The 19,587-nt window shown below is 53.3% G+C and carries 21 protein-coding genes; 12 read left to right on the top strand and 9 right to left on the bottom strand.

The features are described from left to right. The first annotated feature begins 32 nt into the window (after nt 1-32). A complete protein-coding gene (locus A7983_RS07335) occupies nt 33-1,832 on the top strand; it encodes an ABC transporter ATP-binding protein (protein WP_039479027.1) in 1,800 nt (599 codons plus the stop codon). Nucleotides 1,833-1,869: 37 nt separating this feature from the next. Here the strand turns inward: A7983_RS07335 and A7983_RS07330 are convergent, their stop codons facing one another. After that, nucleotides 1,870-2,169 carry a helix-turn-helix domain-containing protein gene (locus tag A7983_RS07330; RefSeq protein ID WP_005976713.1) on the bottom strand — a complete coding sequence of 100 codons (300 nt, stop codon included), beginning with the start codon at nt 2,167-2,169 and terminating at the stop codon, nt 1,870-1,872. After that, on the bottom strand, nt 2,156-2,542 hold the full coding sequence (locus tag A7983_RS07325) for a type II toxin-antitoxin system RelE/ParE family toxin (protein ID WP_005976715.1): 387 nt from the start codon (nt 2,540-2,542) through the stop codon (nt 2,156-2,158). The genes A7983_RS07330 and A7983_RS07325 overlap by 14 nt, the downstream gene beginning before the upstream one ends. Before the next feature lie 321 nt (nt 2,543-2,863). Here A7983_RS07325 and dgoR point away from each other — a divergent pair, with 321 nt between their 5' ends. The 5 genes from dgoR (at nt 2,864) to A7983_RS07300 (ending at nt 7,835) form a co-directional block, all read left to right on the top strand. Continuing rightward, the gene (gene dgoR / locus A7983_RS07320) at nt 2,864-3,562 is read left to right on the top strand and encodes a D-galactonate utilization transcriptional regulator DgoR (protein ID WP_005976717.1); all 699 of its coding nucleotides are present in this window, start codon (nt 2,864-2,866) and stop codon (nt 3,560-3,562) included. Beyond that, complete coding sequence (locus tag A7983_RS07315) at nt 3,559-4,455, top strand: 2-dehydro-3-deoxygalactonokinase (protein WP_005976719.1); 897 nt, start codon at nt 3,559-3,561, stop codon at nt 4,453-4,455. Before dgoR ends, A7983_RS07315 begins: the two co-directional genes overlap by 4 nt. Continuing rightward, entirely contained in the window at nt 4,439-5,056 is a 618-nt protein-coding gene (locus A7983_RS07310; protein ID WP_005976721.1) for a 2-dehydro-3-deoxy-6-phosphogalactonate aldolase, read from the top strand. Before A7983_RS07315 ends, A7983_RS07310 begins: the two co-directional genes overlap by 17 nt. Next, complete coding sequence (dgoD, locus tag A7983_RS07305) at nt 5,053-6,201, top strand: galactonate dehydratase (protein WP_005976723.1); 1,149 nt, start codon at nt 5,053-5,055, stop codon at nt 6,199-6,201. The genes A7983_RS07310 and dgoD overlap by 4 nt, the downstream gene beginning before the upstream one ends. A gap of 344 nt (nt 6,202-6,545) precedes the next feature. After that, nucleotides 6,546-7,835 carry an MFS transporter gene (locus tag A7983_RS07300; RefSeq protein ID WP_005976725.1) on the top strand — a complete coding sequence of 430 codons (1,290 nt, stop codon included), beginning with the start codon at nt 6,546-6,548 and terminating at the stop codon, nt 7,833-7,835. A gap of 108 nt (nt 7,836-7,943) precedes the next feature. Here A7983_RS07300 and bhsA (A7983_RS07295) read toward each other — a convergent pair whose 3' ends face one another. The 5 genes from bhsA (A7983_RS07295) to A7983_RS07275 form a co-directional block, all read right to left on the bottom strand. Beyond that, nucleotides 7,944-8,201, bottom strand: a complete 258-nt coding sequence (bhsA, locus tag A7983_RS07295; protein ID WP_005976727.1) for a multiple stress resistance protein BhsA — start codon at nt 8,199-8,201, stop codon at nt 7,944-7,946. Between the two features lie 172 nt (nt 8,202-8,373). Further along, a complete protein-coding gene (gene ssuB / locus A7983_RS07290) occupies nt 8,374-9,174 on the bottom strand; it encodes an aliphatic sulfonates ABC transporter ATP-binding protein (RefSeq protein WP_005976729.1) in 801 nt (266 codons plus the stop codon). Then, nucleotides 9,171-9,965 carry an aliphatic sulfonate ABC transporter permease SsuC gene (gene ssuC, locus A7983_RS07285; protein WP_005976731.1) on the bottom strand — a complete coding sequence of 265 codons (795 nt, stop codon included), beginning with the start codon at nt 9,963-9,965 and terminating at the stop codon, nt 9,171-9,173. The genes ssuB and ssuC overlap by 4 nt, the downstream gene beginning before the upstream one ends. Before the next feature lie 10 nt (nt 9,966-9,975). Next, a complete protein-coding gene (gene ssuD, locus A7983_RS07280) occupies nt 9,976-11,118 on the bottom strand; it encodes an FMNH2-dependent alkanesulfonate monooxygenase (protein ID WP_005976733.1) in 1,143 nt (380 codons plus the stop codon). 58 nt (nt 11,119-11,176) lie between these two features. Next, nucleotides 11,177-12,199 (bottom strand): sulfonate ABC transporter substrate-binding protein, encoded by a 1,023-nt coding sequence (locus A7983_RS07275; RefSeq protein ID WP_005976735.1) that lies wholly within the window; start codon nt 12,197-12,199, stop codon nt 11,177-11,179. Nucleotides 12,200-12,597: 398 nt separating this feature from the next. Between A7983_RS07275 and A7983_RS07270 the strand changes: the two genes are divergently transcribed. The 3 genes from A7983_RS07270 to A7983_RS07260 are packed head-to-tail and all read left to right on the top strand — an operon-like array spanning nt 12,598 to nt 15,672. Then, nucleotides 12,598-12,921, top strand: a complete 324-nt coding sequence (locus tag A7983_RS07270) for a PTS sugar transporter subunit IIB (protein ID WP_012821891.1) — start codon at nt 12,598-12,600, stop codon at nt 12,919-12,921. Beyond that, nucleotides 12,918-14,234: a PTS cellobiose transporter subunit IIC gene (locus A7983_RS07265; RefSeq protein WP_005976739.1), complete on the top strand. Its 1,317-nt coding sequence runs from the start codon at nt 12,918-12,920 to the stop codon at nt 14,232-14,234. The genes A7983_RS07270 and A7983_RS07265 overlap by 4 nt, the downstream gene beginning before the upstream one ends. Nucleotides 14,235-14,259: 25 nt before the next feature. Further along, nucleotides 14,260-15,672 (top strand): glycoside hydrolase family 1 protein, encoded by a 1,413-nt coding sequence (locus A7983_RS07260; protein WP_005976741.1) that lies wholly within the window; start codon nt 14,260-14,262, stop codon nt 15,670-15,672. 191 nt (nt 15,673-15,863) lie between these two features. Here A7983_RS07260 and bhsA (A7983_RS07255) read toward each other — a convergent pair whose 3' ends face one another. Next, on the bottom strand, nt 15,864-16,121 hold the full coding sequence (gene bhsA / locus A7983_RS07255) for a multiple stress resistance protein BhsA (RefSeq protein WP_005976743.1): 258 nt from the start codon (nt 16,119-16,121) through the stop codon (nt 15,864-15,866). 236 nt (nt 16,122-16,357) lie between these two features. On the opposite strand from bhsA (A7983_RS07255), the gene A7983_RS07250 reads away from it, so the two are divergent. Next, nucleotides 16,358-17,644 (top strand): DUF3748 domain-containing protein, encoded by a 1,287-nt coding sequence (locus tag A7983_RS07250; RefSeq protein ID WP_172645147.1) that lies wholly within the window; start codon nt 16,358-16,360, stop codon nt 17,642-17,644. A gap of 36 nt (nt 17,645-17,680) precedes the next feature. Here A7983_RS07250 and A7983_RS07245 read toward each other — a convergent pair whose 3' ends face one another. Next, entirely contained in the window at nt 17,681-18,073 is a 393-nt protein-coding gene (locus A7983_RS07245; protein ID WP_005976745.1) for a YceK/YidQ family lipoprotein, read from the bottom strand. 385 nt (nt 18,074-18,458) lie between these two features. On the opposite strand from A7983_RS07245, the gene ibpA reads away from it, so the two are divergent. Both ibpA and ibpB read left to right on the top strand, forming a co-directional pair. Then, nucleotides 18,459-18,872 carry a small heat shock chaperone IbpA gene (ibpA, locus tag A7983_RS07240; RefSeq protein ID WP_005976748.1) on the top strand — a complete coding sequence of 138 codons (414 nt, stop codon included), beginning with the start codon at nt 18,459-18,461 and terminating at the stop codon, nt 18,870-18,872. Between the two features lie 142 nt (nt 18,873-19,014). Next, nucleotides 19,015-19,467, top strand: a complete 453-nt coding sequence (gene ibpB / locus A7983_RS07235) for a small heat shock chaperone IbpB (protein ID WP_005976752.1) — start codon at nt 19,015-19,017, stop codon at nt 19,465-19,467. Nucleotides 19,468-19,587 lie beyond the last annotated feature (120 nt).

Here is a 19,587-nt window from a genome sequence, read left to right as displayed (position 1 = left end):
GAGCGCCCGTGGGAATAAGGGGTAATGAACACATGACAGCGCCGATTATGTATGTTTCGCATCTTACCACCGCCTTTCAGGTGAACGGCGAGTGGATGAACGTGGTGCGGGATTTATCCTTTACGATCGGCGAGAAAGAGACGGTCGCCGTGGTGGGAGAATCCGGTTCAGGGAAGAGCGTGATGGCGAAATCCATCATGCGCTTGCTGCCGCCCGGCCAAAGTCGGGTTGAGGGACAGATTCATTTCGGCGACACCGAGCTGCTGTCGCTCCCTAATAAAGCGATGCAGGATGTGCGCGGCAACCACATCGGCATGATTTTTCAGGAGCCGATGACCAGCCTGAATCCGGTCTTGCCGATTGGCTACCAGATTACGGAAGTGCTACGCCGCCATCGCGGCATGGGGAAAGCGGAAGCGCGCGCTGAAGCGGTGCGACTGCTGGAAAAGGTACGTATTCCGGCGGCGAAATCACGGCTGAACGAATATCCGCAAAGCTTCTCCGGCGGGATGCGTCAGCGCGTAGTGATTGCGATTGCACTGGCCTGTCACCCGAAACTGCTGATTGCCGACGAGCCGACGACGGCGCTGGACGTTACCATTCAGGCGCAAATTCTGACGCTGATAAAAACTCTTCAGGAAGAAGAAGGGATGTTGGTGCTGTTTATTACTCACGACATGGGCGTCGTGGCGGAAGTGTCCGATCGCACGCTGGTGATGTATCAGGGCGAGATGGTGGAAAATGCCGTCACGCGAGAAATTTTTCACCATCCCCAACAGCCTTATACCCGCATGCTGCTGTCTGCCGTGCCTAAGCTCGGTTCGATGTCCGGCAGCGCGTGGCCGCAGCGCTTTCCGCTGGTCGATCTCAAAACGGGTGAGCGCCAGCCGGTACCGGAGGCGGTGAACACCGTGTTGGGCGAGAAGCCAGTGCTGACGGTAAAAAATCTGGTCACCCGATTTGATATCCGATCAGGTTTTTTCCGGCGACTGTCCGGGCGAGTTCATGCGGTGGAGAATGTCTCGTTCGATCTCTGGCCGGGAGAAACGCTTGCGCTGGTCGGAGAATCGGGCTGCGGTAAATCCACCACGGGTCGGTCGATTATTCGCCTCAACGACGCGGTTAGCGGCGACATTCAACTGCTGGGACAAAATATCCTGACGGCGGATAAGCGTGAACTGACTGATTCGCGGCGGCAGATTCAGATGGTGTTTCAAGACCCGTATGAAAGCCTGAATCCGCGCATGCGGATAGGGGAAGCGATTGCTGAACCGATGCTGTTGCACGGGCTGGCGACCCGACAGAATGTGAATGCGAGAGTGAACGAACTGCTGGAACAGGTGGGGTTATCCGGCGATATGGCCTCGCGCTTCCCGCACCAGTTCTCTGGCGGGCAGCGGCAGCGCGTGTGTATTGCCCGTGCACTGGCGCTAGAGCCGAAAGTGATTATTGCCGATGAATCGGTGTCGGCACTGGATGTGTCCGTCAAGGCGCAGGTGATCAACCTGATGCTGGATCTCCAGCAGAAACTTGGGCTGGCATTCCTGTTTATTTCGCACGATATGGCGGTCGTCGAGCGTATCAGCCACCGCGTGGCGGTGATGTATCTCGGCGAAATCGTGGAGATCGGCCCACGTTCGGCGATTTTCGACAATCCGCAGCATGACTACACCCGACGCCTGATTTCAGCGGTGCCGGTGCCTGACCCAGATACCCGCCCGGTGCGTAATATCACCAATGATGAACTGCGCAGCCCGGTACGCGCCCCTGATTTTAATCCTCCTGAGCGTCGTTATAAGCAAGTTGGAGAAGGACATTTTGTGCTGGAGTAAAGAGAAACGCGTTTACTGAAAGTCCAGATCGACTTAATTATAAAGTCAGTGCGATACGCTTACCATCAGGCAGTGTCACATCTAGCGTAAGCTTGCCACCTAGAGCAGTGACATAACGTTTCAGCGTTGATAGTTTTGGGTCATTTTCAACCTTCTCCATCTTCACAATAGAGGGCTGCTTGACGCCCAGTACTGCTGCAAGCTGCATCTGCGACATGTTCAGCTCTTCGCGTAGTTTCGCTAAGGTGATTTCCTGACGGATCTCAGCCGTGCGCGCTTCAATGCGGGCGCGACTCTCCGGTGAACGTTTAGCCATCATTTCTTTAAGCGTTGTCATCTTCTTTTACCTCCGGTGATATCAGATGCGATGTAAACTCAGCGTCTGCGATCTTAATCATACGTTCGTAGAACAATTTTTCATCTTCGCCTTTCTTATCTCCCGCACATAAAATGATCGCTTTACGTGTCCGGTCAAACGCGAAAAATGTTCGGAATGGGTGGCCGCCAACCTGAATCCGAAGCTCCTTCATATTTTTGTAGTTTGAGCCTTTAATCTGATCAACCTGTGGTCGCCCTAGCTGTGGGCCATCCTCTTCGAGTATGGCAAGGTGTGCTAAAACCTCTTCCTGTACTGCTTCGGTTTGCTCATCAAACCACGTATCGAATAGCGCCCGTGTGACGATTTTCCATGCCAATCGGTAAACCTCCATGTCCTGCACTCTGTAAATACAATATAACCCACAAGCTATATTAGCAAGCGTTCCTCGTTAGCAATAGTGGAGTCGCCTTCCACCTTCGCTCGATCCAATTCCTCTGGATGTTGAAATCCGGTAACACATTTTGTTGCCAAATTGTATTTATTGTCCGTTTTGTGATCCAGATTGTAGTACAACATATGTTAATGGTACTACAATCAAGCCAAGGAAAGAGGGAAGGATGCGGTTATTGTGCAACAGTTCGACGACGTCAGGCGGCATGGCGGGTAAAGTAAGTGCAGTGATATCAATCCGTTTTGTCTCGTTGAGGTGATGATGAATAAGCAGGAATTAAGCAAAACCGACCGCATCATTCTGGATATTGGCCAACAGATCGTGGGCGGGAAATACGCTCCGGGTACGCCGTTACCCGCAGAAGCTGAGCTGTGTGAAGAGTTTCAGACCTCGCGCAACATCATTCGTGAGGTGTTCAGAGCACTGATGGCGAAAAGGCTGGTGGAAGTGAAACGGTATCGCGGTGCGTTCGTGGCTGCGCGTAACCAGTGGAATTATCTGGATACCGACGTTCTGCAATGGGTTCTGGCAAGCGACTACGACCCACGTCTGATCAGCGCGATGAGCGAGGTGCGTAATCTGGTGGAGCCGACGATTGCTCGCTGGGCCGCCGAACGCGCGACCTCAAGCGAGCTGGCGGTGATTGAAGCGGCGCTGAACGACATGATTTCTAACCATCAGAATCGTGACGCGTTTAATGAAGCGGATATTCGCTTCCATGAGGCGGTATTGGCGGCGGTGCACAATCCGGTACTACAGCAGTTGAGCGTTGCGATCAGTTCTTTGCAGCGTGCGGTGTTTGAACGCACCTATATGCCGGACGAAGACAACATGCCACGTACATTGCGTGAGCATCAGGATCTCTACGATGCCATTCGGCATCAGGATATTGAAGCAGCAGAGCGGGCGGCGTTGACCATGATCGCCAGCTCGACCAAACGGTTAAAGGACATTACATGAGTGAAAGCTATATCGCCATTGACTGGGGTTCGACCAATCTGCGGGCGTGGCTGTATCTGGATGGCGTCTGTATCGACAGCGTGAAATCTGAAGCGGGTGTCACGCGTTTGAACGGCAAGACGCCGCCGCAGGTTTTTCAGCAAATCGTTGCGCCGTGGCAGCAGCACAACGTGCCTGTTGTGATGGCGGGCATGATTGGCAGCAATGCGGGCTGGCTTTCCGTGCCTTATCTGCCATGCCCGACTCGCCTGACGGATGTCGCCCATCGCCTGACGCGCGTGGAAGAAGCTCAGCCGCTGGCCGCTTGGATTGTGCCGGGGTTGAGTATTGCGCAGGACGATAACTGCAATGTGATTCGCGGTGAAGAAACCCAGTTGATTGGCGCATATAGCGAATGTCCTTCCTCTCTTTATTTAATGCCGGGAACCCACTCGAAATGGGTGCGTGCCGATGGCAGCAACGTGCTGGATTTCCGCACGGTGATGACCGGTGAACTGCATCACCTGCTGATGACGCAGTCGTTAATTGGCGTGGGTCTGACTGAACAGCAGCCGTCCCCCGACGCCTTCCAACAAGGGCTGGCACTGGGCTTGACCGATGACAACATTATCCGCTGTCTGTTTGAAACCCGTGCGGCGCACGTGCTGGGGCGTCTGGAGAAAAGCGCCGTTAGCGACTGGCTATCCGGGCTGCTGATTGGCAACGAAGTCTCACAAATGCAGCGCCACTATCAAGTGGCGGCGGGAGATACCATCACATTAATCGGCTCCCCTGCGCTGACAGCGCGCTACGAAAAAGCATTACAACAAGCTGGATTGCGCTGGCAGCAACTGGATGGCGATCGGGCTTTTCAGGCAGGAATAAGGAGCATTGTTAATGAGTTGGAATACTAATCTTCCCTTGATTGCGATTCTGCGCGGTATTACGCCAGATGAGGTGCTGGAACATGTCGCAGCGCTATTGGATGCTGGATTCGATGCAGTAGAAATCCCGCTGAATTCGCCGAACCCGTATGACAGTATTCAACTGGCGGTGGAGCATTTTGGCGATCGCGCCCTGATTGGCGCGGGTACGGTACTGAAAGCCGACTATGTCGACAAGTTGCAGGAAATTGGCAGCAAGTTAGTGGTCACCCCCAATATTTCTCCTGAGGTGATTCGTCGGGCGGTGGGTTACGGCATGACGGTGTGCCCTGGCTGTGCCACTGCGACGGAAGCTTTCACCGCACTGGAGGCGGGGGCGCAATCGCTGAAAATTTTCCCGTCATCGGCGTTTGGGCCAGACTACATCAAGGCGCTGAAAGCGGTATTGCCAAAAGACGTTCCCGTCTTTGCCGTCGGTGGCGTTACGCCAGAAAACCTGAAGGATTATTTGAGTGCGGGCTGCATCGGTGCCGGGTTAGGCAGCGATCTGTATCGAGCCGGTCAGTCGGTTGAGGTTACCGCGCAAAAAGCACATGCATTTGTTAACGCCTATAAGGACGCTGTTCAATGAAAATTACCAAAATCACCACGTACCGGCTGCCGCCACGCTGGATGTTCCTGAAGATTGAAACCGATGAAGGCATTGTTGGCTGGGGTGAACCGGTTATCGAAGGTCGTGCGCGCACCGTTGAAGCTGCCGTTCACGAGCTGTCTGACTATTTGATCGGGCAAGACCCGGCACGTATCAACGACATCTGGCAGGTGCTTTACCGCGCGGGCTTCTATCGCGGTGGCCCAATCCTGATGAGCGCTATTGCTGGTATTGACCAAGCATTGTGGGACATCAAAGGCAAGGCGCTGGGCGTACCGGTTTATCAGTTACTGGGTGGGTTGGTGCGCGATAAGATCAAAGCCTACAGTTGGGTTGGCGGCGATCGTCCTTCCGAAGTGATCGCTGGCATTAAGAAACTGACCGAAATTGGCTTCGATACCTTCAAGCTGAACGGCTGTGAAGAGATGGGCATCATTGATAACTCGCGCAAAGTGGATGCTGCGGTGGCCGTGGTTGCTGAAATCCGCGAAGCCTTTGGTAACAGCATCGAATTCGGTCTGGATTTCCACGGTCGTGTCGATGCGCCAATGGCGAAAATCCTGATCAAAGAATTGGAACCGTACCGTCCGCTGTTTATTGAAGAGCCGGTGCTGGCTGAACAGGCGGAATACTATCCTCGTCTGGCTGCACAAACGCACCTGCCGATTGCCGCGGGCGAACGTATGTTCTCACGCTTTGATTTCAAACGCGTACTGGCAGACGGTGGACTGGCCATTATTCAGCCTGACCTGTCGCACGCGGGCGGTATTACCGAGTGCTTTAAAATTGCCGCAATGGCGGAAGCCTATGATGTCGCGCTGGCACCACACTGTCCATTAGGCCCAATTGCACTGGCTTCCTGTTTGCATCTCGACTTTGTGGCGCGTAATGCGGTATTGCAGGAGCAAAGTATGGGCATTCATTATAATAAAGGTGCCGAGCTGTTGGACTACGTCATTAATAAAGAAGACTTTGCTATGACTGACGGCCATTTCTATCCATTAAATAAACCGGGCCTCGGTGTGGAAATTAATGAAGAGTTGGTTATCGAACGCAGTAAAAATGCGCCAGACTGGCGTAACCCGGTGTGGCGTTATCCCGACGGTGCTGTCGCCGAGTGGTAATACCGACCTCAAGCCGCATGGGTGTTGAATAACGAGTAATACATAGCGCATTTCCCCGGCACAATAGAATAGAACAATCATGGATTATCACGAAATGAATTATTTCGTGAGGGATTACTGTTTATTTTGTCTGGGTCGGGGAATGTAATTCTTCCACTTATTATGAGTACGCCACCACCGGGGATCTAAAATAAAGTGCCGCTATAAATAGATAAATATAGTGAGCGCGATCGGTTATTTATTTCATTAGAAAAATAAAGCATACCAACTGCTAATGTTGTTAATCGTTCAAAAATAGCGGGTAATAAATATGGTGCCCGTTTAATAAATAACAGGAATATAAGATGGACATGACATTAACTACCCGTCCTACAAAGCGGCGCTATCTCACCTTGCTGATGATTTTTATTACGGTTGTCATCTGCTATGTGGATCGGGCCAACCTGGCTGTGGCATCGGCACACATTCAGGAAGAGTTTGGTATTACAAAAACACAAATGGGCTATATCTTCTCCGCATTTGCCTGGACCTATACGTTATGCCAAATACCGGGCGGCTGGTTTCTTGACCGTGTCGGTTCAAAGGTTACCTATTTTATCGCCATCATGGGATGGTCGATTGCCACGTTGCTGCAAGGTTTTGCCACGGGTCTGGCATCGTTGATTGGCTTACGCGCCGTGACCGGACTGTTTGAGGCACCAGCGTTTCCGACGAATAACCGCATGGTGACCAGTTGGTTCCCTGAACAAGAGCGGGCTTCTGCCGTTGGATTTTATACATCAGGGCAGTTTGTTGGTCTGGCGTTCCTTACGCCATTGCTCATCTGGTTACAGGAAATTCTGAGCTGGCATTGGGTGTTCATTGTCACTGGCGGCGTCGGTATTGTTTGGGCACTTATCTGGCACTTTGTTTATCAGCCGCCGAAGAAAAGTAAAGGGATCAATCAGGCTGAGCTGGATTACATTGCCGAAGGTGGCGGTATTGTCGATGGTGATGCGCCGAGCGACAAAAAAACACGCACCCCATTGACGGCGGCTGACTGGAAACTGGTGTTTAACCGCAAGCTGGTGGGTGTATATATCGGGCAGTTTGCCGTGACCTCTACGTTGTGGTTTTTCCTGACGTGGTTCCCTAACTACCTGACGCAAGAAAAACACATTAGCGCACTGACGGCTGGTTTTATGACGACGGTACCTTTCCTGGCGGCGTTCGTTGGCGTTCTGCTGTCTGGATTTGTAGCGGACCGTTTGGTGCGTAGTGGAAAATCGCTCGGCCTGGCGCGTAAAACGCCGATTATCTGTGGCCTGCTGATTTCAACCTGCATCATGGGCGCGAACTACACGAACGATCCGGTATGGATTATGACGCTAATGGCTGTGGCGTTCTTTGGCAATGGCTTTGCATCCATCACCTGGTCACTGGTGTCGTCGCTGGCTCCAATTCGTCTGATTGGCCTGACGGGTGGGGTATTCAACTTTGTCGGTGGTTTGGGCGGTATCACGGTGCCATTGATTATTGGCTATCTGGCGCAGGATTACGGTTTTGCTCCCGCACTGACCTATATTGCTGGTGTGGCGCTGGTCGGCGCGCTGTCTTACATCTTACTGGTGGGCGAAGTGAAGCGGGTAGGGTAACCCTCGTTACTTGCGTGCAGTAGGGTTCAGGTGAAAGCCATAAAAAAACGGACTTTCCTCTTGGGTGAGGAAAGTCCGTTTAATTTTTTGACTGTCTACCAGCAGGCATTATTTGTAGATAACGGCGGTGCCGCGCAGTTGGTTATCGCCTGTGGCCGATGTAATAGTGAAGGCGCTAGCACCGGCTTTGTCTGCTTTCTGAGCCAACTGCGCTTGCAGTGAATCCAGGCTGTGAGCAGTCGCGCTGATTACGCCAACTTTTTCCAGACCTTGTGCCTGTTGTGAAGACACCTGGTCGGCAGCGAAAGCACCGAAAGACAGAGTAGAAAGTACGACAGCAGCGGCGAAGAATTTTACGTTTTTCATGTGATAGTTCCTGTTCAATGTTGTTTGGAGTGAAAGGTGATTTCCTTTCGATGAAGAGGATACTACGCCGATGCTTCGGGGAGATAAAACGGAGTGTTTTGAGAATATCTGTCAATATTTTTGATGTTAAATCTGGCGATAAGATGCACAGTCTTAATCGCCAGAACGAAGGTTATATCGCCGCCTGCTGAGGTAAGGGTGATGAGGTAGGAACCAGTACGCGTTCCAGCACGCGGGCTTCCAGTTCCGCCAACTTTGCCGAGCCGCGGCGTCGCGGTCGTGGCAAATCAACAGTGATATCCAGCCCCACGCGTCCTTCTTCGATCAGAATAACCCTGTCGGCTAGCGCAATGGCTTCGGAGACATCGTGCGTCACCAGCAGCACCGTGAAGCCATGCTGGAGCCACAGATTTTCGATCAGGCTTTGCATCTCGATGCGAGTCAAGGCATCCAGTGCACCCAGCGGTTCATCCAGCAACAGTAGACGTGGGTGGTGAATGAGCGCACGCGCCAGCGCGACACGCTGTTTCTGTCCACCGGATAGCGCCGCTGGCCAGTCGTCGGCGCGATCTGCCAGCCCGACGGAGGCTAGTGCATCCTGCGCTTTTTCGCGCCAGTTGCCGCGTAACCCCAGCCCGACATTATCGATCACCTTCTTCCACGGCAGCAGTCGTGCTTCCTGAAACATCAGCCGCGTGTCGTCTTTCGCGCTGCTGAGCGGTGCGGTGCCTGTCAGCAGTTTGCCGCTGCTGGCGGCTTCCAGCCCGGCAAGCAGGCGTAGCAGGGTGCTTTTGCCGCAGCCGCTGCGGCCGACGATGGCCACAAACTGCCCGGAAGGAATGCGTAACTGCACTTCGTTCAGTACGGTGCGGCGACCGTAGTGCTTGGTGATGGCATCCAGCGCCAGCGGTGCCCCCTTGGTGAGCGGCGACGGTGAATGAGATGGTGTTGCAGGATCGGTAAAAGCGGTCATGATGCGTCCCCCGATGAGGTTTGATAAGCCGGATTCCAGCGCAACCAAATGCGCTCTAGCCCCTGAGCGCTGACATCGGCCAGTTTGCCGAGCAGGGCATAAAGGATGATGGCAACCACTACTACGTCCGTTTGCAGAAATTCGCGGGCGTTCATGGCGAGATAGCCGATGCCGGAGTTGGCAGAAATGGTTTCCGCGACGATCAGCGTCAGCCACATGAAGCCCAGGGCAAAACGGATGCCGACCATGATGGACGGCAGCGCGCCGGGTAGCACTACCTGATAGAACAGGCTAATGCCGGACAGACCGTAACTGCGCGCCATTTCCAGCAGGCCGCGATCGATGTTTTTAATACCGTGATAGGTGTTGAGATAAATCGGGAACAGCGTACCCAACGCGACCAGAAAAATCTTGGCCGCCTCATCAATGCCAAACCACAAGATCACCAGCGGAATCAGCGCCAGATGGGGGACATTGCGGATCATCTGCACCGAGCTGTCCAGCAAGCGTTCTCCCCAGCGCGACAGACCGGTGATAAAGCCGAGCGCCAATCCGATACTGCCGCCGATAGCAAACCCGATCAGGGCGCGCCAGCCGCTGATCGCCAGATGTTGCCAAAGCTCGCCGCTATAGATGAGCGACCACCCTGCGGTAATCACCGAACTGGGCGCAGGCAGAATCCGGTTGGATAGCCAGCCGAACTCTACGGATATCTGCCACGCGACCAGCAGCGTCACGGGGAGCAGGAAAGGTGCAAGCCGTTGTGCCAGCGAGGAGAGCGTTCTTGCCATGATTGATTCCTCAGCTTTGCGAAACTTTGCGCGGTACATAGCGGTTTGCCACCACTTCCCCCGCATTGTTTACGGCGTGCAGCGGCGTCGGCTGTTGCACCAGATCGAGGTGCGGGAACAGCAGTTCGCCCACGCGATACGCTTCTTCCAGATGCGGATAGCCAGACAGGACAAAGGTATCAATCCCGAGATCGGCGTATTCCTGAATGCGTTCGGCAACCGTTGGGCCATCGCCAACCAGCGCCGTACCCGCACCGCCGCGTACCAGACCGATACCGGCCCACAGATTCGGGCTAATCTCCAGATTGTCCTTTTTGCCACCATGCAGAGCGGCCATGCGCTGTTGTCCGACAGAATCGAAACGCGCCAACGCCGCCTGTGCGTCGGCGATAGTTTTTTCGTCCAGATGGGAAATCAGTCGATCGGCAGCCTGCCAGGCCTCTTCGGTGGTTTCCCGCACGATAACGTGCAGGCGAATACCGAAGCGAACCTCACGCCCCTGCGCCGCGGCTTTGGCGCGGACTTCCGCCAGTTTTTCTTTAACCTGCTCAGGTGGTTCACCCCATGTCAGGTAGAGATCGACCTGTTCTGCTGCCAGATTCTGTGCCGCCTCAGACGAACCACCAAAGTAGAGCGGCGGACGCGGCTGTTGCACGGGCGGATAAAGCAGTTTGGCGTCTTTGACCTGAATGTGTTTACCTTCGAAATCAACGGTTTCACCTTCCAGCAGCCTGCGCCAGATATGGGTGAATTCCGCTGAGGCTTCGTAGCGTTCTTCGTGGCTGAGGAACAGTCCTTCGGCGGCCAGTTCTTCTGGGTCACCGCCGGTCACCAGATTGAACAGCGCCCGACCATTAGACAGCCTGTCTAGCGTGGCGGCCTGACGTGCGGCGATGGTAGGGGAAATGACGCCGGGGCGCAGAGCAACGAGAAATTTTAGCCGCTGCGTCACTGGAATGAGCGATGCTGCCACCAGCCAGGAATCTTCGCAGGAGCGGCCCGTTGGCAGTAGCACGCCGCCAAAGCCTTGCCGTTCGGCGGCTTGCGCCACCTGTTGCAGATAGCCGTAGTCAACATGACGTGCGCCCTCGGTGCTACCAAGATAGCGACCGTCTCCGTGGGTGGGTAAAAACCAGAATACGTTAAGACTCATGGTGTGTTCTCCTGAACGGTCTTGTTTGTGGTAAACAAAATGGTGTGTGATAAGCGAACTACGGCGTTTGGGGATTCCAGACGCGTTCCGCGATATTGACCTTCACCGGCACCAGACGGTTTGCATAAAACAGGTCGGCCGTGGATTGCTGCGCCTTGATCGTGGCGGCATCCAGCGGTTTTATGGTGGTTGGCGGGCGATGATCGAGCGCCGTTTCAATCACTTTTTCCGGTAGCCCTACCGCGTTGGCTAACAGTGTGACGCTCTGTGCCCGGTCGCTGATTGTTAACGCATCGGCTTTGGTCAGTTCGTCCAATACCTGGCGAATAAAGCTGCCGTGTGCTTCGGCGTAAGGGCGACCCGCCAGATAGAAAGAACCGGTTTTATCAAGCCCGCAGCTATCAACCAGTACCCGGACACCGCCTTCCAGCAGCGCGGCAGAGTAGTAGGGGTCCCAGATTGCCCATGCATCGACATTACCTTGCTGGAATGCCGCGCGTGCGTCCGCAGGGGTCAGGTAGGTCGGTTTGATATCGGTGAATGTCAGCCCATCTCGTTGCAACGCGCGCAGCAACGTGTTGTGTGCACTGGAGCCTTTCTGGAAGGCGACTTTGCGGCCTTTCAGGTCGGCAACGGTTTTCACCGGACTGTCTTCTCGTACCAGAATGACTTCGGCCTGTGGTTTAGGTGGCTCCACGCCGACATACAGCAGGTCAGCTCCGGCTGCCTGCGCAAAAATAGGCGGGATATCACCAGTGCCGCCCAGATCGATACTGCCCACATTGAGTGCTTCCAGCATCTGCGGTCCGGCGGGGAATTCAACCCAACTGATTTTGGTATTGGGGAACTGCTTCTCCAGCAACTGGTGCGATTTTGCGAGTACCAGACTGACCGAACCTTTCTGATAGCCGACTCGTAGCTGCGTCGGTACGCTGTCCTGCGCATAAGCGGTGGATATGAACAGCACGGTGCTGGCAGCGAGAATTGTGGAGATCTGGCGTAGCCGCGCCGTCACGTTTTTCCATAACGGCGTGCGTTTCTCACGCGCTTCCGTGACCGTTCGGTTCATCATCAATGGCATGCGTATGATCGCTCCCTTATAACGAAAAATTAAAATACAGTGAAAAAACACAACATCAGGTGATAACCATAACAGGCAGCCGGTGGGCTTTTTAAATCTCAATTTGTCGTTTTTATAGCCAAAAGTAGGAAATACCTGAAATCAATACACTTAGCGCAATAAGCGCGGTAATAGCGATGTTTACCCATCCTTCACGCCTGAATGACGTTTTACATGACCTACCTCACATTGTTTCCGGCAATGTCTATCATTTCGTGAACCTATTCTCATATCTGGCTTTTTTCCATGGAAAACGGTTTCCGTTTTGTTTCCAATGACGGTGTTTCCATGAACATGCTTCTAATGGTGGGATTTATTCACGACGCTTTTTATTCATGACGTACTACGGGGTGTTCAAAATGAAAAGGATCATGCTTTGTTGTTCCGCTGGGATGTCTACCAGCCTTTTAATGAGAAAAATGAAGGAGGTGGCTGATGCGCGTGGTCTGGACGTTGAGATTGCCGCCTACGCCGCCCATGAATTTGATGAACAAGTAGGGAAGTATGATGTTGTGCTGCTGGGACCGCAGGTGAAGTACATGCTGGCGTCATTCAAGGAGAAAGCTGAGGGAAAAGGCGTGCCTGTGGCAGCGATAGACATGATGGATTACGGTATGCAGCGCGGTGACAACGTGCTGGATTTTGCATTTTCACTGATCGAAACATCAGGACAACCGCTATGAGTGGCCTCTATCAGTCGATGGTCGATATCATCGAGCAGAAAATTACCCCGTTGGCAGGTGTGGTTGGGCAACAGCGCCACATCATCGCGATTCGTGACGGCTTCATCGCCGCGCTGCCTTTCATGATCATTGGTTCATTTATGCTGGTGTTCATCTTCCCGCCGTTCTCGCCGGATACTACGTTGGGGTTTGCCCGTGCGTGGCTCGACTTTTCCGTTGCCTACCGTGAACAACTGATGCTGCCGTACTACCTCAGTATGGGGGTCATGACCTTCTTTATCTCAGTGGGGATTGGTGCCAGCCTTGGCAAGCACTACAAGCTGGACCCGATCATGACTGGCCTGTTGGCGCTGATGGCGTTTTTGCTGGTGGCTGCGCCTTATCATGATAAGCAAATTTCCACTCAGTACTTCTCCGGTGAGGGGATTTTTACCGCCATTCTGACTGCAATTTATGCGGGTGAAGTGTATGCCTGGTTGAAAAAGCGCAACATCACGATCCGCCTGCCGAAAGAAGTGCCGACCGGCGTAGCGCGTTCGTTTGAAATCCTCATCCCTGTGCTGGTGATCGTCGCGACGCTGCATCCGTTTAACCTGTTCATCCAGTCCGCGACCGGCATGATTATCCCGGAAGCCATCATGCACCTGCTGGCACCGCTAATTTCGGCGTCGGATTCGCTGCCCGCGATCCTGATTTCGGTATTTATCTGCCAGATTCTGTGGTTTGCCGGGATCCACGGCGCGCTGATCGTCACCGGGATTATGAACCCGTTCTGGATGACCAATCTGGCGCTGAATCAAGCTGCGCTTTCGGCGGGTGCGCCGCTACCGCATATCTATTTGCAGGGCTTCTGGGATCACTACCTGCTGATTGGCGGGGTCGGTTCCACGCTGCCGCTGGCCTTTTTGTTAATGCGTAGCCGAGCGATTCACCTGCGCACCATTGGCCGGATGGGCGTAGTACCGAGCTTTTTCAACATCAACGAACCGATTCTGTTTGGTGCACCGATCATCATGAACCCGCTGCTGTTCCTGCCGTTTATTTGCGTGCCGATGGTCAATGCTGTCATTGCCTATACGGCGACGAAGCTTGGCTGGATCGCGCAGGTCGTTTCCCTGACGCCGTGGACAACGCCAGCACCGATTGGTGCATCGTGGGCGGCGAACTGGGCTTTCAGCCCGGTAATCATGTGTCTGCTGTGCATGGTGATGTCGGCCGCGATGTACTACCCGTTCCTGAAAGTCTACGAGCGCACGTTGCTTAAACAGGAACAGGAGAAACAACAGCAGGCGGCGGGCGAAGCCAGCGCATAAACACGAGTGAAGCAGAGAGGAACGTATGCACGATCATCTTCAGAACGATTTTCGCTTTCCCACGAATTTTTGGTGGGGCAGCGCCAGTTCGGCACCGCAAACGGAAGGCGAAAGCCTCCGCTATGGTAAAAGCGCCACCGTGTGGGACGAATGGTTTGCCACGCAGCCCGGCCGTTTTCACCAGCAGGTTGGGCCGGCGGATACCTCCACGTTTTATCAGCACTGGCGTGAAGATATCGCGCTGCTGAAAACGCTGAACCACAACACGTTCCGGACGTCGATCTCTTGGGCGCGGCTGATACCCGATGGCGTCGGTGAACCCAATCCGCAGGCGGTCGCGTTTTATAATCAGATCATTGATGAAATGCTAGCACAGGGCATCACGCCGTTTATCAATCTGTTCCATTTTGATATGCCGATGGTGATGCAGCGGCTAGGCGGCTGGGAAAATCGGGCGGTGGTGGTGGCCTATGCGGGCTATGCGGCGACCTGCTTCCGTCTGTTTGGCGATAGGGTAAAACATTGGTTTACGTTCAATGAGCCGGTAGTGCCAGTGGAAGGCGGGTATCTGTATGATTTTCACTACCCGAACGTGGTGGATTTCAAGCGAGCCGCGACAGTGGCGTATCACACCATGCTGGCGCACGCGCTGGCGGTGAAGGCCTATCGTGAACAGTCTCAGGGCGGGGAAATTGGTATCATCCTCAACCTGACGCCTTCTTACCCGCGTTCGCAACATCCGGCCGATGTCAAAGCCGCTAACATTGCCGATCTGATGTTTAATCGCAGCTTCCTCGATCCTGCGCTGAAGGGCGAGTATCCGCAGGAACTGGTCGATCTGCTGCATCGCTATGGCCAACTGCCGCATTGTCAGCCTGACGATCGTGCGCTGCTGGCCGATGGTGTTGTCGATCTGCTGGGTATTAACTATTACCAGCCGCGTCGTATCCAGTGCCGTGACAGTTTGGTCAATCCCGATAGTCCGTTTATGCCAGAGTGGTTCTTCTCCAGCTATGAAATGCCGGGACGAAAAATGAATCCCTATCGCGGCTGGGAAATTTACGAACCGGGTATCTATGACATTCTGACTAACCTACGGGTGAACTACGGCAATCCGCGCTGCTTTATTTCAGAAAACGGCATGGGGGTGGAGAACGAACAGCGTTTCGATGCCAACGGGCAGATTCAGGATGATTACCGCATCGATTTTGTCCGCGAACACCTGAAGCAGGTACACAAAGGCATTGCGGAAGGCAGCAATTGCCTCGGCTACCATATGTGGACGTTTATCGATAACTGGTCGTGGTCGAATGCCTACAAGAATCGCTATGGTTTCGTGCAGTTGGATTTGGCGACGCAGACGCGCACGGTGAAGAAAAGCGGGGAATGGTTCGCGGCCGTGGCGGCTGAGAATGGCTTTCAAGGTTCAACGTTGTAAGTCTATCCACGTCGGTGTGGCACTCTGCCACACCACATTCACCGCCCTTCTTGCTTTCCCACGAACCCCCTTTCGCATAAATAAAAAAACCGGCTTGCCCTGATGAGGAGGCAAGCCGGAAAGAGGGTAATACGTGATGTCTTACTGGTCTATCTATGATGGCTATCGGGGCAAGCTAGGGTCAACAACGCTTAGTTGAAGATTACCGCAGAACCACGCAGTTGATCGTTACCGGTCGCAGACGTGATGGTATAAGCTTTAGCGCCTGCTTTTTCTGCTTTCGCTGCGAGCTTAGATTGCAGCGAGCTTAGGTCTTGAGCAGTTGCAGTAACAACACCCGCTTTTTCCAGGTTCTGTGCCTGTGAAGGAGACACGTATTCAGCAGCAGAAGCACCGAAAGTCATGGTAGCGAGAACAACAGCAGCAGCGATGGTTTTTACGTTTTTCATGATGTCTTATCCTTTTCTGATTTGATAGGTGAAAGGGGGCTGCCCTTTCGATATGAAGAATGTTACGCCGATGCTAATGAATTAAAAAACGGATGTTATTGAGGTAATCTTTCTATTTTTTTGAATAACATTTATCGATGTTGTTTGTTTTTTTTAAATTAAAAACAATAAGTTATACATAAAACTGAAATTTATTTACAAACTATTGACTGATATTGAATAACTGGGGTGATGTCTTGTCTGCTGAGGTTCAACTAACGTTTAATGCTATAGGTCATCAACTTACCAATATTAATTGCTGGTCTTGTGATGGAAACTGGCTGGTTTATGACATAAGACCCTATGGATCTTCATTCACAGGGCTGACCATTGAGCGCATACATCTGAAAAGCCTGAAAACTGAGGTGATCTATCGGGCGACGGCGGGCGCGCATGTGGGTGTGGTGACCTGTAGCCCGCAGGAACCGCTGCGCTATGTCTTTATCCACGGGCCGGAAAATCCGGATAGCGAATGGCAGTATGATTTTCACCATCGCCGTGGAACGATAGTGGCAGATCGCCAGCGCGATGAGGCGATTACGCTTGATGCTTTCTCTATTACGCCGCCATATCAGGCCGGTGCGCTGCGCGGTGGTACGCATGTCCATGTTTTCAGCCCGGATGCGAGTCGCCTGAGTTTTACCTATAACGACCATGTGCTGCATGAGCGCGATCCGGCATTAAACTTGCGTAATGTTGGCGTGGCCGTCCCGCTACAGGCTGTCACTGTTGAGAAATGCCACCCGCGTGAATATGACGGCAGCCACTATTGTGTGCTGGTCAGCAGAACGACACCGCAGCCGCAGCCCGACAGCGATGAAATCAATCGTGCCTATGAAGAAGGTTGGGTGGGCACCACGGGCTATATTCGACAGGACGGTTCGCGCCAGCGCTGGGCACTAGCGTTTATCGGCGACACGCGTGCGGCGGACGGAACAACTATTCCTGAGATCTTTATCGTTGATTTGCCGGACGCGCTGGAAGATTACGCCAAAGAGGGTGATGCGACATTAGCGGGGACGGCGACGTCCATGCCTGCGCCGCCAGCGGGCGTGCAGCAGCGGCGTTTAACCTTTACGCACCAACGCCGTTATCCTGGATTGGTAAATCAGCCGCGCCACTGGCTACGCGCTTCGCCCGATGGCAGTGAAATTGCTTTTCTGATGCGTGACGAGGCTGGCGTAGTACAGCTATGGACGCTTTCCCCGAATGGCGGTGAACCAAGACAGGTAACGCACACGGAACACGGTGTACAGTCTGCCTTTAACTGGCACCCGGATGGACGTTCTCTGGCATTTGTGTGTGACAACAGCATCATGTTGTGTGACGCGAAAAGTGGTGAGCTTGTTCGGTTGACGGCGCGGACGGACAGCGCACCGAGTGCGGATGCGGTGGTCTTTTCCCCTGATGGGAAACACGTTGCGTATATGCGGGAAATTGGCGGCTTTAATCAGCTTTTCGTCGTGGCCTGCTTATTATCATGACGGCGGTGTAGCGGGTTCTCGGCGAGCGCGGTACTGTCAAAGCTGATTGTGTGGCATGGTGTTGTTATTAGGCATAGTGTTGTTATTAGGCATAGTGGCGAGCTGTGAACTGGCGGTCTGGTTTTGCTCTTCGCTGTGTAAAATGCGTTCGCGCGTCGACAGTTTGTGCTTATCACTGCCTGCACGATAGTAATCGTAGGGCAGCAGCAGCGTGTCGGTAACCGCGGAGAACGGCAAATCGATCGCGACCAGCGGCATCATCGCCCAACTGGTATCGTCGTCACGCAGCATACCCACACTGGCGCGTGTGCCGGAATAGTATCCCTGATCGTTTCCGGTATGCGTCATGATGCTGGAGCAGCCGCTGGTTACTACCGCGCCGCTACCAGTAATAATGAAAGAGAACAACGCACTTTTCAGTAAAGTCATATTACTTATCCATTAAGAACCTGCTGCCAGAGTGGGTCGAAGCCTAATACTGGTCACTTAAGTCCGTTGCTAGGGGGAACACAGGGAGGTTCCCGCAGGGACGCCTCACCCCTGTGGCCGCCCCGTGTATCTCGATGCTTAAACAATCGGCACTAGGCCAAAACCTGTCTATCCTGAGTGTATGTGATAACGCTCACCCTGTGAGTGAATATTGCATGAAACGTAGCAATTTTCCCTTTTTGCCTCTTGAAAGTCAGAGGGGGTCACCATATTGATAATAAGCCGGAAGAAAACGATACGCCGTCAGGGTATCTGTCCCGGCTGTGAGCCTGTCCTTAGGGAAGGTAAAAAATAAATCCTCGCTGCATGTTTAGGAGGCTGTTTCATGCGTAACCCCGATTTTTCCCCACTGTACCGTTCCGCTATTGGTTTTGATCGTCTGTTCAATCTATTAGAAACCGGCCAGACCCAGAGTAACGGCGGCTATCCTCCCTACAACGTCGAGCTGGTTGATGAGAACCAATACCGCATTGCGATTGCCGTCGCTGGTTTCGCTGAGCAGGAACTGGATATCACCGCGCACGACAACTTATTGATTGTAAAAGGTGCCCACGCTGGTGAGCAGGTTGCCCGCAATTACTTGTATCAGGGCATTGCCGAGCGCAACTTCGAGCGTAAATTCCAACTGGCTGAACATATTCAGGTAAAAGGCGCCAATCTGGAAAACGGGCTGCTGTATATCGATCTCGAGCGTATCGTGCCGGAAGCGATGAAGCCGCGTCGGATTGAAATCAAGTAAATCACGCGAATCGCCCGAAACAGCAACGCTATGAATTCACGTTTCGTCTGCCGAATGGGGACGACACCAGCTATGGAACCGTAGCTGGAACAAACGATGCCTAAGGGCATCATTAACCTCGCTTCTTAGAAGGAGTTATATAATGCGTAACTACGACTTATCACCTTTACTGCGTCAGTGGATCGGTTTTGACAAATTAGCTAGCTCAATGCAGGGCAGTCAGGAACCGATTGATTTCCCTCCGTACAATATCGAGAAGAAAGACGATAACCACTATCGCATTACGCTTGCGCTGGCAGGTTTCCGGCAGAGCGATCTGGATATCGAAGTAGAAGGTCCGCGCCTGACCGTGAAGGGTAGCCCGGCACCGACCGAGAAAGCTGTGGAATACCTGCATCAGGGGTTGGTGTTTAAACCTTTCACACTGAGCTTTACGCTGGCCGAGCATCTGCATGTGTCTGATGCCCATTTTGAAAATGGCCTGCTGCACATCGATCTGGTGCGTGATGTACCAGAAGCCTTGCAGCCGCAGCGCATCGCCATCGGCGGTGGCCGCCCAGCATTGAACCAGCAGTCTGCCGAAGATGCGTCATAACGCGACATCCGTGTTATTAACCTGCGCGTTAGTAAACTAAAGGTTAGCCGCGCCCGTATCATCATGGGCGCGGTTTTGTGTTGCCCGCCACGTTTCTTTGTCATTTAGTGATTAGCGACT

This window comes from Pectobacterium wasabiae CFBP 3304 (assembly GCF_001742185.1).
Lineage (GTDB): Bacteria > Pseudomonadota > Gammaproteobacteria > Enterobacterales > Enterobacteriaceae > Pectobacterium > Pectobacterium wasabiae.
Note: the sequence above shows the minus strand (reverse complement) of the source record. Positions and strands in the feature narration are given on the sequence as shown.

Bases quoted from the DNA above. Each gene is read 5' to 3' on its own strand.
- A7983_RS07335 (WP_039479027.1), top strand. From the start codon at position 33: ATGACAGCGCCGATTATGTATGTTTCGCATCTTACCACCGCCTTTCAG.
- A7983_RS07330 (WP_005976713.1), bottom strand. From the start codon at position 2,169: ATGACAACGCTTAAAGAAATGATGGCTAAACGTTCACCGGAGAGTCGC.
- A7983_RS07325 (WP_005976715.1), bottom strand. From the start codon at position 2,542: ATGGAGGTTTACCGATTGGCATGGAAAATCGTCACACGGGCGCTATTC.
- dgoR (WP_005976717.1), top strand. From the start codon at position 2,864: ATGAATAAGCAGGAATTAAGCAAAACCGACCGCATCATTCTGGATATT.
- A7983_RS07315 (WP_005976719.1), top strand. From the start codon at position 3,559: ATGAGTGAAAGCTATATCGCCATTGACTGGGGTTCGACCAATCTGCGG.
- A7983_RS07310 (WP_005976721.1), top strand. From the start codon at position 4,439: ATGAGTTGGAATACTAATCTTCCCTTGATTGCGATTCTGCGCGGTATT.
- dgoD (WP_005976723.1), top strand. From the start codon at position 5,053: ATGAAAATTACCAAAATCACCACGTACCGGCTGCCGCCACGCTGGATG.
- A7983_RS07300 (WP_005976725.1), top strand. From the start codon at position 6,546: ATGGACATGACATTAACTACCCGTCCTACAAAGCGGCGCTATCTCACC.
- bhsA (WP_005976727.1), bottom strand. From the start codon at position 8,201: ATGAAAAACGTAAAATTCTTCGCCGCTGCTGTCGTACTTTCTACTCTG.
- ssuB (WP_005976729.1), bottom strand. From the start codon at position 9,174: ATGACCGCTTTTACCGATCCTGCAACACCATCTCATTCACCGTCGCCG.
- ssuC (WP_005976731.1), bottom strand. From the start codon at position 9,965: ATGGCAAGAACGCTCTCCTCGCTGGCACAACGGCTTGCACCTTTCCTG.
- ssuD (WP_005976733.1), bottom strand. From the start codon at position 11,118: ATGAGTCTTAACGTATTCTGGTTTTTACCCACCCACGGAGACGGTCGC.
- A7983_RS07275 (WP_005976735.1), bottom strand. From the start codon at position 12,199: ATGCCATTGATGATGAACCGAACGGTCACGGAAGCGCGTGAGAAACGC.
- A7983_RS07270 (WP_012821891.1), top strand. From the start codon at position 12,598: ATGAAAAGGATCATGCTTTGTTGTTCCGCTGGGATGTCTACCAGCCTT.
- A7983_RS07265 (WP_005976739.1), top strand. From the start codon at position 12,918: ATGAGTGGCCTCTATCAGTCGATGGTCGATATCATCGAGCAGAAAATT.
- A7983_RS07260 (WP_005976741.1), top strand. From the start codon at position 14,260: ATGCACGATCATCTTCAGAACGATTTTCGCTTTCCCACGAATTTTTGG.
- bhsA (WP_005976743.1), bottom strand. From the start codon at position 16,121: ATGAAAAACGTAAAAACCATCGCTGCTGCTGTTGTTCTCGCTACCATG.
- A7983_RS07245 (WP_005976745.1), bottom strand. From the start codon at position 18,073: ATGACTTTACTGAAAAGTGCGTTGTTCTCTTTCATTATTACTGGTAGC.
- ibpA (WP_005976748.1), top strand. From the start codon at position 18,459: ATGCGTAACCCCGATTTTTCCCCACTGTACCGTTCCGCTATTGGTTTT.
- ibpB (WP_005976752.1), top strand. From the start codon at position 19,015: ATGCGTAACTACGACTTATCACCTTTACTGCGTCAGTGGATCGGTTTT.